The organism is Paenibacillus sp. FSL R7-0333, assembly GCF_038000365.1.
GTDB lineage: Bacteria > Bacillota > Bacilli > Paenibacillales > Paenibacillaceae > Paenibacillus_AQ > Paenibacillus_AQ silagei.
Map to the genome: position 1 here is coordinate 4865004 of NZ_JBBOBZ010000001.1, position 16218 is coordinate 4881221.

12 protein-coding genes are annotated in these 16218 nt (G+C 52.6%); 4 read left to right on the forward strand and 8 right to left on the reverse strand.

Going from position 1 to position 16218, the window contains the following annotated elements:
* The first annotated feature begins 175 nt into the window (after positions 1 to 175).
* Positions 176 to 1597 (forward strand): alpha/beta hydrolase family protein, encoded by a 1422-nt coding sequence (locus MKY86_RS20740; RefSeq protein ID WP_340827395.1) that lies wholly within the window; start codon positions 176 to 178, stop codon positions 1595 to 1597.
* A 387-nt stretch (positions 1598 to 1984) separates the two neighbouring features.
* Positions 1985 to 2980: an ABC transporter substrate-binding protein gene (locus tag MKY86_RS20745; RefSeq protein ID WP_076081188.1), complete on the forward strand. Its 996-nt coding sequence runs from the start codon at positions 1985 to 1987 to the stop codon at positions 2978 to 2980.
* A 352-nt stretch (positions 2981 to 3332) separates the two neighbouring features.
* Here MKY86_RS20745 and MKY86_RS20750 read toward each other — a convergent pair whose 3' ends face one another.
* From MKY86_RS20750 to MKY86_RS20775, 6 genes are all read right to left on the reverse strand, one after another.
* Positions 3333 to 4679, reverse strand: coding sequence for a glycoside hydrolase family 30 protein (locus MKY86_RS20750; protein WP_076081190.1), 1347 nt, complete (start codon positions 4677 to 4679; stop codon positions 3333 to 3335).
* A gap of 61 nt (positions 4680 to 4740) precedes the next feature.
* On the reverse strand, positions 4741 to 6381 hold the full coding sequence (locus MKY86_RS20755) for a sugar ABC transporter substrate-binding protein (RefSeq protein WP_076081192.1): 1641 nt from the start codon (positions 6379 to 6381) through the stop codon (positions 4741 to 4743).
* 33 nt (positions 6382 to 6414) lie between these two features.
* Positions 6415 to 7302, reverse strand: a complete 888-nt coding sequence (locus MKY86_RS20760) for a carbohydrate ABC transporter permease (protein ID WP_076081195.1) — start codon at positions 7300 to 7302, stop codon at positions 6415 to 6417.
* A gap of 13 nt (positions 7303 to 7315) precedes the next feature.
* Positions 7316 to 8311, reverse strand: a complete 996-nt coding sequence (locus MKY86_RS20765) for an ABC transporter permease (RefSeq protein ID WP_076081197.1) — start codon at positions 8309 to 8311, stop codon at positions 7316 to 7318.
* A gap of 125 nt (positions 8312 to 8436) precedes the next feature.
* Positions 8437 to 9456, reverse strand: a complete 1020-nt coding sequence (locus MKY86_RS20770; protein ID WP_076081199.1) for a LacI family DNA-binding transcriptional regulator — start codon at positions 9454 to 9456, stop codon at positions 8437 to 8439.
* Positions 9457 to 9750: 294 nt separating this feature from the next.
* Positions 9751 to 10506: a YheC/YheD family protein gene (locus MKY86_RS20775; protein WP_076081201.1), complete on the reverse strand. Its 756-nt coding sequence runs from the start codon at positions 10504 to 10506 to the stop codon at positions 9751 to 9753.
* A gap of 217 nt (positions 10507 to 10723) precedes the next feature.
* Between MKY86_RS20775 and MKY86_RS20780 the strand changes: the two genes are divergently transcribed.
* Positions 10724 to 11539 carry a DUF6492 family protein gene (locus MKY86_RS20780; protein ID WP_076081203.1) on the forward strand — a complete coding sequence of 272 codons (816 nt, stop codon included), beginning with the start codon at positions 10724 to 10726 and terminating at the stop codon, positions 11537 to 11539.
* A 16-nt stretch (positions 11540 to 11555) separates the two neighbouring features.
* Positions 11556 to 12569 (forward strand): sugar phosphate nucleotidyltransferase, encoded by a 1014-nt coding sequence (locus MKY86_RS20785; RefSeq protein ID WP_076081205.1) that lies wholly within the window; start codon positions 11556 to 11558, stop codon positions 12567 to 12569.
* Positions 12570 to 13102: 533 nt separating this feature from the next.
* Here MKY86_RS20785 and MKY86_RS20790 read toward each other — a convergent pair.
* Entirely contained in the window at positions 13103 to 13897 is a 795-nt protein-coding gene (locus tag MKY86_RS20790; RefSeq protein ID WP_076081207.1) for a Nif3-like dinuclear metal center hexameric protein, read from the reverse strand.
* A gap of 86 nt (positions 13898 to 13983) precedes the next feature.
* Positions 13984 to 16068 carry an alpha-glucuronidase family glycosyl hydrolase gene (locus MKY86_RS20795; RefSeq protein WP_076081209.1) on the reverse strand — a complete coding sequence of 695 codons (2085 nt, stop codon included), beginning with the start codon at positions 16066 to 16068 and terminating at the stop codon, positions 13984 to 13986.
* Positions 16069 to 16218: the final 150 nt, after the last annotated feature.

The following is a 16218-nucleotide window of genomic DNA, read 5'->3' on the forward strand; positions in this document are numbered from 1 at the left end:
TGGCTATACCTGATCGGAAATCTACTGTATTAGAATCTGCCGGCTCCTCCATGTTAAACTAGAGAAGTAACCGTTAGAACGTAAGTTGGCGTACTACATTTTTATTATGCTTTTAGATAGGCTGAATGTAAGAAACGTACGGTCTTATTACGAGTGTAATGATAGGAGCTATATTATGAGAGTATTAGAGATTATATTAACCGTGTCAACCCTATTATTTATGCTAAGCTTTGTGTTTCGCAAATTACCTCTCAAGGTACAAATGGGATTAACTGCGGTTAGTATTACATTATGTGCTGCACAGCTCTGGTTCGAAGGGTACCGTTGGCAAATGGCGGGCGTGTATGTAATTGTACTTCTTGGCATGTTCATCCGCATTTCAGGAATCATTAGAGGCCGTTCGCAGGAACTGTTGTCTAGTGGAAAAACCTCCGGAACATCTATTTTCCGCTTGCTGAAACGCTGCTCTGTAGCTGCAGGTCTACTCATGGTGATCGGCTCGGCAGTGCTGTCTTCCATTCTCCCGGTTGTGGAGCTTCCCGCTCCGGAAGGGCCCTATGCCGTTGGTGTGCAGACTCTTCATCTCACCGACAGCAGCCGGCCAGAACCTCAGACGCCAGATCCGGGGGATTCAAGAGAGCTGATGGTTTATGTCTGGTATCCAGCCGCTGTGAAGCACGGGATGCATACTGCTCCCTGGCTCCCTGGTGACCGTCAAAGCAACCGGAAGCTGATGTCCGCTTTTGCCGGATCATTGAGAGTCCCCTCCTTCGCCCTGGATTATTGGCGTTACATTCATACGAATGCTTATCCTGATGCGGACTGGCTTCGCTCTGAAGGACCTTATCCGCTGATCCTAATCAATCATGGCCTCGGTTCCTCCAGCCTTCTGCATACCTCGCTTGCAGAGAATCTGGCATCAAACGGTTATATTGTAGCAGCTGTAGATCATACCTACAGTTCAACAGCGACCTTGTTTCCAGACGGCACAGTTACCGGGTTTAATGACTCTTTAAGCGCCGATAATTTCACAGGAACCGGCACCCAACTGGGCAACATATGGAACGGCGATAACCGCTTTGTCCTCGGCCAACTGAAGCAGCAATTCGCAGATTACATAAATGCTGAACAAATCGGGGTGATAGGGCACTCCTTCGGGGGAGCGGCTGCGTACGAGGCGATGTTCTCAGTTCCAGCAATGAAGGCCGGGATTGACATGGATGGATCCTTGTATACCCTTACCGGGCCGGAAATGAGCAAACCGTTTTTGTTCATAGAGTCAGAGGAATACTACAACGTTAAGAAGCAGAATACAGATCCTGACATCGATGCCGAGGAGAAAATAATGAATAATGCCTCGCTGAACGGGGGCGGCAGGCTCTATATCAAAGGCACAGCACACTACAACTTTACAGATCTGCAGCTCTATTCAAGCCTGCTGAAGTTCACCGGAATGACGGGCAGCATTGATAGTGCGCGAAGCAACGAAATTGTAAACCGGCTGGTACTGGATTTCTTCAACGAACATTTGAAGGGAATCCCTCAAAATGCAGGGGAACCTGGAACTGCCGGGTATGATGAGGTGGTTAGGCCTTAATCTTCTTGGAATACTTCCTACTAAGTTAGCCTTCCGAATGAATATAAGAAAGATCAGTATCCGCATCCGGTACTCTAGGTACACTTATATAAAAGGACGCCTTTACACCATATGGATAGTGTAGAGGCGTCTTTGTGCTGTAAGCCGATTGTGCGCGGTGGCTGTTGATGAGTCATATTGAGGATTGACAACTCTCTTATTCCTCACTATTATAATTAAATGATAATGATTATCATAATCATTATCAAGAATAGATTCTTTATTGCCTCTCCAGCAGGCATTTACCTGTTTAATCTCCGTACATAAGGTACATAAGTACACTGGTGTCCATTTGTCTGCGAAAACAGGTTGTTTTATGGAAAAATTCATCATAAAGGAGCATCACCTATGCTGAGCACAAAAAAGATATTTCTTCCGTTAACCCTTCTGATCCTCACCTTAATCCTCGCAGCCTGCGGCCAGTCAGACAACACGAATAACGCCGCCTCATCTACGGCTGCTGCAACTGAGTCCCCTGCGGCCAGTCCGGCGGCAACCGAAGCTGCGGCTACAACAAGATTGTACACGGATTACAAAAAAAGAGAGGTTGAAATCCCAACTGATCCGCAGCACATTGTATATGTCGGCAGTAATCCGGGTGACCTGCTGGCGCTGGGGATTAAGCCTGCGGGAGCTTCGCTAAGCGTCATCGGCACTCAGGTGGCTTACCCCGATCTGCTCGAAGGGATTGAAGATATCGGCTACCCTTTCTCCCCTGAGAAAATCCTTGCCTTGTCACCGGACCTGATTATCTTCGACGACTGGGATGAGACCGGGATTGAAGCGTTAAGCCAAATCGCACCAACCGTAGTAGTTGGCCTTGACGGCACCTTCCCGACCGAAGAACGTGTCCGGCAGCTGGCCGAATTGTTCGGACGGACTGAACAAGCCGATAAATGGTTCAACAATTATAAGACGAAGGTTGCCTCCGTGAAGAAGCAGCTCAATCTGACTGAAGGCGATACAGCTACCTCCCTACTGGTGCTTGGCTCCGAGCTGTACATTATGGGCGGCAAGGGTCTGAATGAAACGCTGTACGGACAGCTTGGCTTCAAACCGGCAGAAGGCGTACAGAAGCTGGTCGATGCCGGAGAACGGTTCGTAACCATCTCTGACGAGGTGCTGCCACAGTATATTGGAAAGCATATGTTCCTCCTTACCGACACCAGCAGCAAGACGGCTGCAAGACAGAGCGCGCTGATGGACAGCGGCTTATGGAAAGCGATCCCTGCCGTCAAGGAAGGCCGTGTATACACCTTCGACAGCAAGTATAACTTCGATGACCCGATTACCCTCGACCGGCTGCTGGATGAGATCGCGGGTGTTTTCAAAGGTAAACAGTAATTAGAAAAATCGCGTTGACCGCATGTATTCGGTTTTCCGAATACATTTGGACCACGTACCCCCTGTGCTCATTGTAATCGGTTTTTCGATTACATTCGGCCCATGTGCCTCGCGACAGCGCATTGTAATCGGTTTTCCGATTATATTTGGACCACGTCCTCCGTGTGTGCTCATTGTAATCGGTTTTTTGATTACATTCGGTCCATGTACCTCGCGACAGTGCATTGTAATCGGTTTTCCGATTACATTCCGCCAGGGCGATATTTCCCTGCTTCTCTCCAAAAAAGACTAAGGCTGCCTGGGAAAATCCCGGCAGCCTTAGTCTTCTTCTACACTAAACCGCTACTTCCTCTTACCTGCCCCCTCTAACAGAAACCGCACCCTTCGCAGCGATATCTAGGGTCAATAATTCTTCCCCCTCCAGCCGCACAGCCACGGTCTCCGGGGTCTCTCCGTCGTTGAACAGGACGACCGCTAGCGAGCCGTCCGCGTTGCGGAACGCAACGGAGCGCACCTGCTCATTGCTGGCCGCAGACTCCAGGCGCAATGCCCCGGGGCGGATCACTTTGCTGAAATGTGCCAGTGCATAATAGTCCAGGGTGTACGTCAGCTCCCGGGTCTGCTGGTTGACCGTAACTACCCCACGGCAGGTGCTCTCCCCGAAGCCCGGCACCGTAGGGCCGTTCTGTTCATCCAAGGCCATATTCCATAACACGAACGATTTGCTGTGATTCCGCAGAATCTCAATTCCCGTACGCATCACATTGGAGAAAGCCTGCTCGAACGGGGGAATCCATTCCCCGCCGGAGCCTTCGGTGAAATGGACCTCATGATCCGGGTAGGCCGCCTGCACCACCGACTGTGCAGATGCCGCTCCGCCGTACCAGTGCCAGGCTACGCCGTCCACCTCTGCCCCGGCTTCCTCCAGAACAGACAGCGGATAATCCGGCCGGTCCCAGTTATGGTCATAGCAGAAGATTTTGGCGGCCAGCCCGTGCTGCCTGAACGCAGGCTTCAGATAGTCCCGGATGAACTCCCGCTGCTCCTCCGGCAGCATCAGCATACTGGGGTAATGCTGCGGCTCATAGAGCGGCTCGTTCTGCACAGTGACAGCATAGATAGGTAAGCTATGAGCGGCATAGGCCTGAATATAGCGAACAAAATAATCCGCATACACCCGGTAATACTCCGGCTTCAGTTGCCCGGCGATCATCGAGCCGCTGGTCTTCATCCAGCCCGGCGCACTCCAGGGGGAGGCCATCAGCTTCAGCTCAGGATTAAGCCTGAGTGCCTCCTGCACCAAAGGAATGATGTCTGCTTCATCGTGGGCGACGGAGAATCCGGCCAACTCCGGATCGCTCCCGCCTTCAGGCAGGTCGTTATAGCTATAAACCGTTCTGGCATAATCCGAGGCTCCCATGGGATTACGCAGGAAGGACAAGCCGATCCCCGCCTGCGGATCGAACAGCTTCCGCATCACCTCCGTCCGCTGCTCTGCGCCTAGCACCTGATGGATCAGGTAGGCGGCCGAGTCGGTGAAGGAAGCCCCGAAGCCATCCATCTCCTGATAGGTCTTACTCGCATCAATGTCAACGGTGACCGTAACTCTACCAGCAGGAGTCTGCGGCAGCGCCGCAGCAGGCTGTTCCACGAACAGCCGGTCCTCTCCGCTGGACTGGTACATGATCATTTCCCGCATGTGTTATCCCTCCATCTTCTTATATAAAAGGGCCCAAAACGGGCCCTCCCTTGCGCCTTGCCTACTTAATGCCCAGCTTTTCCTTATTGGCCTTCATCTTCTCGCTGCGCACCTCTACGATTTTGCTCCAGTTGTTCTTGTCCAGGAAGGCCTTATGCTCCGCCAAAATGCTGTCAAAGGTTGCCTCGTCCTTGGCACGGATCATGCTGACCAGCGTGGTGTTCCAGTTCGTATTAATGGCCGTCTGGCCGCGGGCCTCCGCCGTCCCCTGATCGGGGTTAATATTCTCCAGGATGAAATGCGGCTTCAGCTTGCCTTTACCCCATTCCTGCATCTGCTTGATCGACTCGGGGAAGGCGTCCTTGCTCAGCGCTTTGTGGCGGTCATGTCCGAAGAACATGAATTCGCCCATCCGGTAGTCCTTCTTGAACTTATCCGCATTATTAAGCTGCAGGTCCTTCACTTCCGGCAGCAGCTCAACCGTACCGTCCGGATTGGATTTATAAGTTACGCCTTCAATCCCGTAGTTCATCAGCTTCTGTCCTTCTTCGCTCAGCAGATACGTGAAGATCTGAATCGCTTTGGCCGGGTCCTTGCAGTTCTTGGTGATGTAATTAATCATCCAGCCGGTAATCCCGGATTGATTGAGGGTTGGCTGATGTCCGACGGTGCTCTGCGGCCCGTCAACAGCCATATACTCCTTACCTGGATTGGCACTCATGAAAATCTGCAAATTGCCGCCCTGCTGTGGAGTACCGTCAAGCAACATCGTTGCGTATTTGCCGGACTTCACCTTTTCCTCAAAGCCGGTTCCGTCATCTGCGAAGCTGTCATCACTGATCGCCCCGTCCCGGTACACGGCATTCAGCGTCCGTAGCCAGGTCAGATAATCCTCATCCAGATTGCGGTTGTAGAACTTGCCGTCCTCCGTCTCCAGCGGAACGCCGATGAAATCCTGCAGCGCATCCCCGAGCGAGCCGCTCCCTTCCCCGATGGCATTGAACCCGAAGGGGATCATGTCCGGGAATTTGCTCTTAATTTCATTCATTGTCTTCTGGAAGGCCTCCGGGGTCCCGAAGTCAGGGCTGCCCAGCGCTTCATACACATCCTTGCGGATGACAAAAGCCGTCTTCGCCGGAATATTGCCACTGTCATAATCCGCCTGTGTATTGGAATAGTTCGGATAACCGTAGGTTTTGCCGTCCTTCAGCTGGAACCAGTTCAGCGTGTCGGCAGCGGCCACCTTGTTGAAATACGGGTCATACTTCTCCGCCAGCTCATTGAGCGGAAGCGCCCAGGTGGCGGCTTTTTGCACAACCGGGGAATTGGAGTCGAAGATCGTCAGCAGATCTGGCATATCGCCGCCCGCGAAGAACGTATTCAGCTTCGTATCGTCCCCGGTAATGAACTTGATGTTGATATTCAGATCCTCTTTGATCTTCTTGGTGACTACATCCTTGCCGAAGTCCGTATTCCACCAGTCTGCGTTCACATACCAGGTTAAGTCCGTAGTCTCGCTCTTCTTATCCAGCTGCCAGGCCGGAGTCTCCGGGTCTACCGTATACCGGCCTTCAAGCGACACCTCTACTTCCTTAGTCGAACCGCCGCCGGAGCTGCACCCTGCCGCCACCAGCATAGCCGCCATCAGGAGCAGCGCGGATTTTAGCGTTTTTGTGCCGAGAACCTTAGTCATCTTGATCATCTTCTTGACCTCCTATAATGTAGTGAACCTCTTCTACTCCTTGACCGCTCCCAGCATCATGCCCGAGATGAAGTACCGCTGAAGAATGGGATACATCGCAACAATCGGCAGTGTGGTAATGACAATGGTGGCCAGCTGAACGCCTTTGGTGGTGGTCTCAATCACGACGGAGCCTCCGATATTCTGCATGGACTGGGTCTGCGACTGCACAATAATCTCATACAGCTTCATCTGCAGCGGGTAGAGCGCCTGATCGGTAATGTACAGCTTCGTGGTCATGAAGTCGTTCCATTGTCCCACCCCGTTGAACAGGGCGATGGTAGCCATCGCAGGCATGGACAGCGGAATGAAGATTTTGAGGAAAATATGCCAGTCGCCTGCGCCGTCAATCTTGGCCGACTCCTCCAGCGAATCCGGCACGTTGCGGAAAAAGTTCATCAGAATCACCACATCGTAATAACTGAATAATGCCGGGATAATGTAGACCCAGAAGCTGTTCAGCAGCCCGAGCGATTTGATCAGCAGATACGTCGGAATCATTCCGCCGGAGAAAAACATCGTGATGACGCCCATCGCCACATACAGCTTGCGGCCGCGGATGTATCTTTTGCTGAGACCGTAGCCGATCATCGCGCAAAAGAATACGTGGGTGATCACCCCGAGGAACGTCTTGGCGACCGAGACAACGAAGGATTGACCGATCGTGCTGTCATTGAAGACCGCCCGGTAATTCTCGAGCGAGAATTCTTTGGACCAGAAGATGAATCCGCCCTCGGCCAGCGCCCTGCCCGAACTAAGGGAGGAGATAATTACGTTCCATAGGGGAACGAGGATAATAACCATGAAGCAGACCAACAGCACCTTATTCACCGCATCAAAGATCCGGCTGTCGAGATCTTCCCGTATGACCTTCCGATTCACTCTAACGCCCCCTCTACAACACGGATTGATTATCGTTCAATTTACTGGTGACCTTGTTGGCCATAAGCAGCAGGATTACCGACACAATGGAGACACCGAGACCGACAGCCGTAGCATAAGAGAAATCGCCCTGCGTCATCCCCATGCGGTAGACATAAGAGTTGATGACCTCTGCTTTCTCCCGGTTCTGCGAGTTCATCAAGACCAGCGTCTGATCCAGATTCGAGCCGAGTAGGCCGCTTACCGTCAAAATCAGATTCAGGCTGATGATCGCCTTCATGTTCGGAAGGGTGATATTCCAGATCTGACGCAGCCGGCCGGCTCCATCAATCCGGGCCGCTTCGTAGTAGGTGGGGTCAATCTTAGCCATAATCGCCAGATACAGAATGGTGCCCCAGCCGGCTTCCTTCCAGATATCGGACAACGTGGCAATCCACCAGTACTTCCCGGCATCCAGCAGGATGTTGGACGGCTTCGAGATCAGCCCGAGATTCAGCAGCAGCTCATTGAACAGCCCCGAGGTGGAGAACCAGGTGATCAGCATCCCGCCCAGGACGATCCACGACAGGAAATGCGGCAGATAGGAGATCGTTTGGACGAATTTTTTGAAGCGGCCCATGTTCAGCTCGTAGATCATAATGGCGAGGATAATCGGGATGATGAACCCGATCCCAAGCTTTAGGAAGCTGATGCCCAGCGTATTGATGACCGCATCCCAGAAGTATTCGTCCGACAGAATGATCCGGAAGTTGTCCAGCCCCACCCAGGGTGCAGTGGACAAGGTATCAATGACCGTGTAGTTCTTGAAGGCAATCGTCAGCCCGTAGATCGGTATGTAGCAGAAAATAATCATAAAAATAATGCCCGGCAGCACCATCGACTGAATCTCCCACTGCCTCTTGTAATCGGTTACAAATTCTTTGATCCGCTGCCCCACAGGCTTCTTGGCGGACGGCGGAACAGCTGGCGGGATGGAAGCTGATGTTGTAGACGCTGATGGTTTATTCATGATCTTGTCCCCCTCTCCATTGAGATATCACGTTGGTGCTCAAATGGTTGCTCAAGGCAATAAAAACGTTTTTATTTTGGCGCAAAAAATCCCCCTCCTGTAAAATCAGTTTCACCCGCTGCCCTCTATCTGCGGTCCTTCCGCTCCAGCTTCACATGACTTGAGCCTCTTACGACAAGCTCGCCCTGCAGCTTCTGTGCTGCGCCCTGCTCCTTGTCTTGAATCATGCGGACCAGATGATCAATCGCCAGCATGCCCTGTCTTGCAATCTGATTCCTTACCGTCGTGAGCGGCGGCGAATAATAAGGAGCGATATCAATATCATCGAAGCCCATCACACTGACATCCTGCGGCACTTCATACCCATAGCTCTTGAGCGCTTGAATACAGCCCATGGCACTGATATCATTGCCGGCCAGGAAGGCGTCAGGGACGCTCGCGGGATGCAGACGGAGGTAAGACTTCACGGCATTATAGGTGCTGTCCTCCTCGAAATACCCCTGAAGGATAAAATCCTCCTCCACCGGAAGCTGGTATTCACGCAGCGCGGCCAGATAGCCTTCCTTCCGCTGCACACTGTCGAACATCGTATCCACGCCGGAGATATAGGCAATCCGCTTATGCCCCAGGCTGATTAAATACTTCGTAGCCTCATAGCCTGATTCGTAGGAATCAAAGATAATGCTGCCCATCCCTTCATCCTCCAGCACCCGGTCCAGAAACACCGCCTTGATCTTGTCTTTCTTCATAGCGGCAATGTCCTGCTCGTCGATGCCCAGCTCCTCATAGATAATGACGCCATCCACCCGCCGTCCGAGGATATTGCTCATAATGACTTGTTTGTCCTTGGTGACGAATACATTCAGGCCATAGCCCAGGCGGTCGCACTGACGGGACATGGATTCTACCAGCTTGTAGAAGTACGGACCGGACACACTTGTCGTGAAGAACCCCAGCATCTTCGTGGTCCCTGATTTCAGCAGCTTACCGTTCAGATTCGGCACGTAATTCAGGCGCTGGGCCACCTTCAGAATATGGGCTTTGGTCTCCGGGCTCAGCACATCCACATCATTCAGGGCGTTGGAGACCGTGGAGATGGAGACCCCGGCTTCCCGTGCGACATCTTTGATCGTTATCTTAGCCATATCAATGTTCCTTTTTGATAAAAACGTTTTTATTGACTATAAAGTAACATGAAACCGCTTTAAATACAACACTTTTTCTCATTAGCTATATTCAGCCGCCTTTTCTGCTCATTATTGCCCGCCGGACGCAAGCATAAGCTGGTTCAGCATACAATAACTTCTATGTATTTGAATTTATCTTATTTTACTATAAGACAGCGGGATTTAGCTATGCCGGAGTAAGATTACACATCACAGCCTTATGCCGAAGAAAGGCCTTGCACAGCTTGGCAGGCCTTCCTTTGGCATATCGTATTATTTGGTCAAGCCCAAACGCCGGTACCGCATTACTCTGCGGTACATGGATTTATCCTTCAGCTGATTAAAAATATAGGGATCGGGATTCATATTCACTTCAATGATCCACGGCTTCAGTGAGTGGTCTAGTCCGACATCTACACCGAATTGCCGGTGGTGCGGATAAGTCTTTTTCAGTTGCCGCGCTATGCGTGTGCCCAGCCGGTTCATTTCCCCCTTAAGCTGCACAAGCTGCTGCGCAGACAGATGGGTGGAGAGCAAATGCTCCACTGCGGTCGGTTTGCCGCCGCTGTGATAATTGGTCACAATTTTGCGCGGGTGCCCGAGCCGGCCGATAATCCCCGTAGCTTCCCATACGCCCTTGGGACTGAGCTGCACCATCACCCGGATATCGAAACGGCGCCCGTGATGCTTCAGCAGGTGGATACCTTTTTGCAGCAGATAGCTCCTCTTCCCGATTCTTGTCGCCAGACTGTGATGAAAAGCCTCAAACGTAGCGAACCGGCGCACGGTCTCCTCATACTGATACATATATCCCTGCCGGTCCTTCCGCTCCGCGCGGATCACACCCATGCCATACGTTCCCCGTTCCGGCTTGATATAGATCATTCCATAGCCATGTATCATCTGCTCCAGATTACGCCGGTTAAATCTCCGGGTATCGGGGATGAAAGCCTTGATTGTCTCGTTCTTAAGCAGTAGTTGTGTCTTATACCATTTGCTCTGACCTGACTGAACCTTTTTGGCTGTCACTTATGCACTCTCCTGTCCGGGATGGGAGCCACCGCTCCGTTTTAACATAAAATTACATATTCACTGCATCCTATGCCGCCGGAGGTGCCGTGGAATATATCATTTGCCCCGTATAGAAAGATTAACTTGTGCAGGATAATTGCCCTCTCCATAGCAGCTCAGCAGGCATACGCTAGTGAAGACGATCAAATGTCAATATATGTATGGAGATGAATCTATGTCCCTTGCTGCTGTAAGTGTAACCTCAAGCGCTCCACCGATTGATGTCCTGATTCCTGCTATCGAAAAGGATCTCGCCACCCTCCCTTATGTGATTGATAGTCTTCGCCGTTATGTCCAGCATTCTATCAGCAATATCTATATTGTCTCGCCGGAGAATAGTAGAATCAGACAGCTGTGCTCCCGGAAAGCTTGCGTCTTCGTCAATGAAACCACCGTCCTCCCGTTCACCAAAAAAGCGATCCGCTATTCCTCCTCCCGCTGGAACCGGTCAGGCTGGCTGTATCAGCAGCTGCTCAAGATGAATGGGGATCAGGTGTGCCGTGAGAAGTATTTCCTGGTCATTGATGCAGATACGGTGCTCATCCGTCCCCATCGCTTCCGTGCCGGCGGGAAAAGCATCTTCTATTGCCGCAACTGGAGCCAGCCTGAATATTTCCGCACCTACCGCAAGCTGCTCGGTGCCCCTGCCCCTTCGCCCAAGTCGTTCGTGACCCACTACATGCTGTTTGATTCTGCGAAGCTGGCCAGTCTCAAACGAAAAATAGCAGCCCGCCACGGCATGTCCTGGCACGCGGCTATTCTACACTCTATCAACAAGAAGCGGCAGTTCGGCTTCTCCGAATTCGAGACTTATGCCAACTACGTGTACAGCGCAAACCGTACCTCTGTGCTGCTCAAGAATGCCAATAATAAAGCGCTGAAGACCCCGGCGGGCTCGCTGACTGAGGCGCAAATCCGGAAGTACGCCGGGTCTTACCGTTCGCTCTCCTTCCACCAGCGCAAGGGATACTCCACTCCGGGCAAGCCTTAAGGAGGCAAGAAACGTGATGCATACTATTCTTCTGTGCGGCGGCTCCGGCCAGCGGCTGTGGCCCCTGTCCGGCAGCATCCGCTCCAAGATGTTCCTGCAGCTCCTGCCTGCACCGGGCGGGGGCACAGAATCCATGATCGGGCGGGTATGCCGTCAGCTCAGTCAGGCCGGACTGGATGAATCCCTGTTGCTTGTGGCCCATCAGGAGCAGGTAGCCCTCCTACAGCGGTACACCGGGAGTAAATATCCGGTAATCGGTGAGCCGTGCAAGCGCGGCACCTTTACTGCTGCCGCGTTCGGCGCGCTGCACTTGCTTGCCACCGGAAAGGCACAGCCGGAGGACGTCATCTGTATCGCTCCGGCCGACATGTATGCGGATGATGATTTCTTCCGCCAGTTCCATCAATTCGAGGCACTTCTGGCCGATTCTGAGGCCGAACTCCTCCTGCTTGGAACGAGGCCCTCGTATCCCTCAGAGCAATACGGCTATATCGTCCCGGCACAGGAGGACGATGGCGGGTATGCTCCGGTACTATCTTTTGCAGAGAAGCCGGATAAAGTTAAAGCCCTGGAGTTGATGCAGGAGAAGGCCTTATGGAATTGCGGGGTGTTCGCTGCGCGGCTCGGCTTCCTGCTGGAGCATCTGGAACGGCTGGGGCTGCCTGTGGAAATCACAGCATTAACCGCGCAGTATCCAGGGCTTGCGGTCCGCAGCTTCGACAAGGAAGTGGCAGAACGCAGCACCAAAGCGGTTGTCGTAAGGCATGAAGGGGAATGGTCCGACCTGGGAAGCTGGGATACGCTGACAGCCCGGCTGCCCTCACAGGTCATTGGAGTAGGCGGGCTATGGGGAGAATGCGGGAACAGTCATATTATTAACGAGCTGGAGGTGCCGCTGCATGTCATTGGTGTCTCCGGCATAGTAGCCATAGCCGGTCCCGAAGGTATCCTGATTGCCGATAAGAAGGACGCTAACACCATCAAGGATATTCTGGCGGAGAATGAGCGGCGGAGGCAGGACTGCCCCTGATGAAATAACCCCACAAAGTGAGGATTTAGCTTCGATGATAACTCAGGTACTTTGCGGGGACCCCAAAACATATAAAAAACGCTACTGACAACGTTATGTCAGTAGCGTTATTATATTAGTCGCGTTTATAGAACCCTGTGCTGTATACTGTTTTCCACATACATTCGGTCCGTGTGCCTGCTTGCGAGCAAATGTATACTGTTTTCCACATACATTCGGTCCGTGTGCCTGCTTGCGAACATAATGTATACTGTTTTCCACATACATTCGGTCCGTGTGCCTGCTTGCGAGCAAATGTATGCTGTTTTCCACATACATTCGGTCCGTGTGTCGCTGTACCAGCCAATTGCTATTCAGTTCTAAGCATACCTTCAGCACCAAAGTCATTCTACAATTTATTCAAAGAATACTTATCCCCAAATCTATACATATCTTATCTACAATAGGAGGAAATCATAGTTTCCGAAACAAGTACAAAGAGATATCCCAAACAGCCGTGGCGGGCGGTTCGGGATATCTCTAAGCTATGCTAATTATAGGATTTGAAACACGGGCTGATCCTGAATGTAATGCACCGGCACCTCCGGGAATTGCAGGCTCAGCCGCTCTGCCAGCAGCTTCATTCCCGGCGCTTCACTCTCGGCATGGCCCAGCATGATGAGCGCCCTGTCCTTGCCCTGCCGGACCGCATCGCGGATATACTCAGGCACCTCCCATTCGGGGCCTTCACCGGCGATGACCAGATCAAGCGACTCCTGCTCATACATCGGGATGACCGAATGGCCATTTCCCCGGTAGCCGACCAGTACTCCCGCTCTGGAGCAGGTGGCGGAGAGGTTCCCGGCAACGCGGACATAAGGGATATTCAGCTTCTGCTTCAGATACTCTGCAACCCCGGAAACGGTCATCTCAGGAATGGAGAGGATCGACACCTCAGGTAGATGCCGCTCCACATACGCTTCCCATTCCAGCTCCTTCAACAGTCCTTCCACGATTCCGTCCAGCGTATAACGGTGTATCGTGTCATGGAAGCGGTAGATGCCTACCCCGCTGCTTGTAATCAGTGCAGACTTCTCCTGGTAGACGGAATCCTGCTCCAGCGCACTCTCTTGTCCTTGGTGGCTATAAAATACACCTTCATGCGTGATCACCAGATTGGCGCCAAGCCGGGCCGCCTGCTCCACCACATATTGCGAAGCGGCGAAGGCAGTCACGATTCCCTGCACTTCTGTTCCCGCAGCGTCCGGCGTAAGCTTATCCACCGTATTCACGGGCAGCTGTACCCCTGCATTCAAGTGCTCCATCACATCACTGAAAGTCAGTGTCATGAGATCTACTCCTCCTCGATGTTAGCCAAATGAGTTCCTGGCCTGTCAAAAGACAGGCCAGGGCCGTCCGGAATGCAGACGCTCCCTTAGTAGATGGTCCGGCCTAATGCATCTGCAATTCCGCTCTTGCGATAGAAATACGTATTAATCTGGTCACGCCATTCCTTGGCATGAGCCGCCTGCCCCTTAAGGCGTTCCTCCACCTGAGTGTACAGGCCTTCTGCGATGCTGCCCTTCAGTCCGCCCCATGCGTCCAGAAGCCCTTCGGCACGCTCTGCCCCTTCGAAATGCGTATCGTAAATATGCTGGATCACGGTTTTGCCGGAATGCAGCACATGAGTGTACGGCACATGATGGAAGAACAGCAGCAGCTCATCCGGGCATTCCTCCAGGGAATCATAACGTACGGCGTTGCTGCCCATATACTGGGCGCTGTACCCTGTGCCTGTCGCCACGGTCCGGTCTACGCCGATTCCCTGATGATCGGCATAGTGGTAGGTGCCCCACATTGAATATTCATAGCCGTCCACATTCGGGCCGTAGTGATGCTCGGGATTGATCATCCAGCCTACGCCAAGCGGCGATGTATAAGACTCATAGATCTCCCAGGAGTCCAGCAAAATCCGGCTGATCACTCCGGCAACCGCTGTGTCCGTGCCGAATGTCAAGGCGATCCATTCGGCCGCAATTTCCTCCGCACTCAGCTCAGGATTCCAGGCCAGCCGGCCGAAGCCGTAGAGATTCGCCTGGGACAGCAGATGGCCGGTCCAGTTCTTGTCATTGCCCACATTGGATACCGCCGCAATTCCGCTCAGGCGGTTGCCCCACAGCGATCCGTCAACGATCCGCTTAACAGGGGCCGGACCGCCCTTGGCCTGCGTATCGAATTCCATAATCTCCTTCCACTGCGGAACGAGATAGCAGACATGGCGCTGCTGTCCGGTATATTCCTGGGCGATCTGGAATTCGATCACATGGTTTGTCCGTTCCAGGGCACCGAAGAGCGGAGATACCGGCTCTCTGACCTGGAAATCCATCGGGCCGTTCTTGATCTGCAGAATGACGTTATCATGGAACTGGCCGTCAAGCGGCTTGAAATGATCGTAGGCCGCTCTGGCCCGATCCGTCTTGCGGTCACGCCAGTCCTGCTTGCAGTTGTATACAAAGCAGCGCCAGATCACGATGCCGCCGTAAGGCTCCAGGGCTTCCGCCAGCATGTTGGCCCCGTCTGCATGGTTCCGTCCATAAGTGAACGGGCCGGGACGGTTCTCCGAATCGGCCTTGACCACGAAGCCGCCGAAATCGGGAATAGCAGCATAGATGTCTGCGGCTCTCGACTTCCACCATTCCCTCACGCCGGCATCCAGCGGATCAGCGGTGCCTACTTCCCCTTCATGCATAGGTCCGGCGAAGTTCACGCACAGGTACAGGCGGATGCCATAGATGCGGAAGATATCAGCGATTCTGGCCACATCCGGCAGATAAGTAGAGATAAACAGCGTCTCCAGCGCATGAACGTTCACGTTGTTGATCGCTATAGCGTTAATGCCGGCGGTAGACATCAGCCGCGCATAGTCTGTAATTCTGTCCATATCCTTCGTGAACTGGTTATTCTCATACAGGAAGGATCTGCCGGAATAGCCGCGCTCCACACTGCCGTCGAAATTATCCCAGTGATTAATCATCCGCAGCGAATTCACAGGATTCACTATTTCATCCAGATTCTCAATGTCCTTGCCGCTGGCAATCAGGCGCAAAAGATGGAAGACGCCGTATAACACACCTGCCTGGGAGGAAGCCCCTACAGCGATGCATTTAAGGGACTGGCTGGTTCGGATGGCGAACCCTTCTGCTCCTACAGCTTGGACGGTCTTGTCCTCGAACACACCCTGGATCAGTGGATGATCACCCGTGAAGGTGCCGAAGGCCACACCGAAATCTTCCGGCTGCGGCTTGGAGACAGCCTCAAGGTCCAATAGCGAGGCAATGCCTCTTGTCCATTCCTGAAGTGCAGCCTGGATGGTCTCCCCGGCTTCTGTAACGGATACCGCCCCGCACCATTTCGCATATTGCTTATATAGGGGGCCTTGCTGAAGCTTAGGATAGCTTAGCCACGCATTGTATCCGCTGTCATATTGTGCAGCATACTCATTCCCGGATTGTTGTCTCATGTCCACATCTCCTCTGCATACATCTTGTATACTAGATTTCATTCAGGTTCATCCTACCACGCAGCCGCAGCCCCGGAACATTGTCAAATCACGCTAATATTTACCCAAATCAAGCAGAATCCTGTATACTAATAACAAGTGGAAACGGCT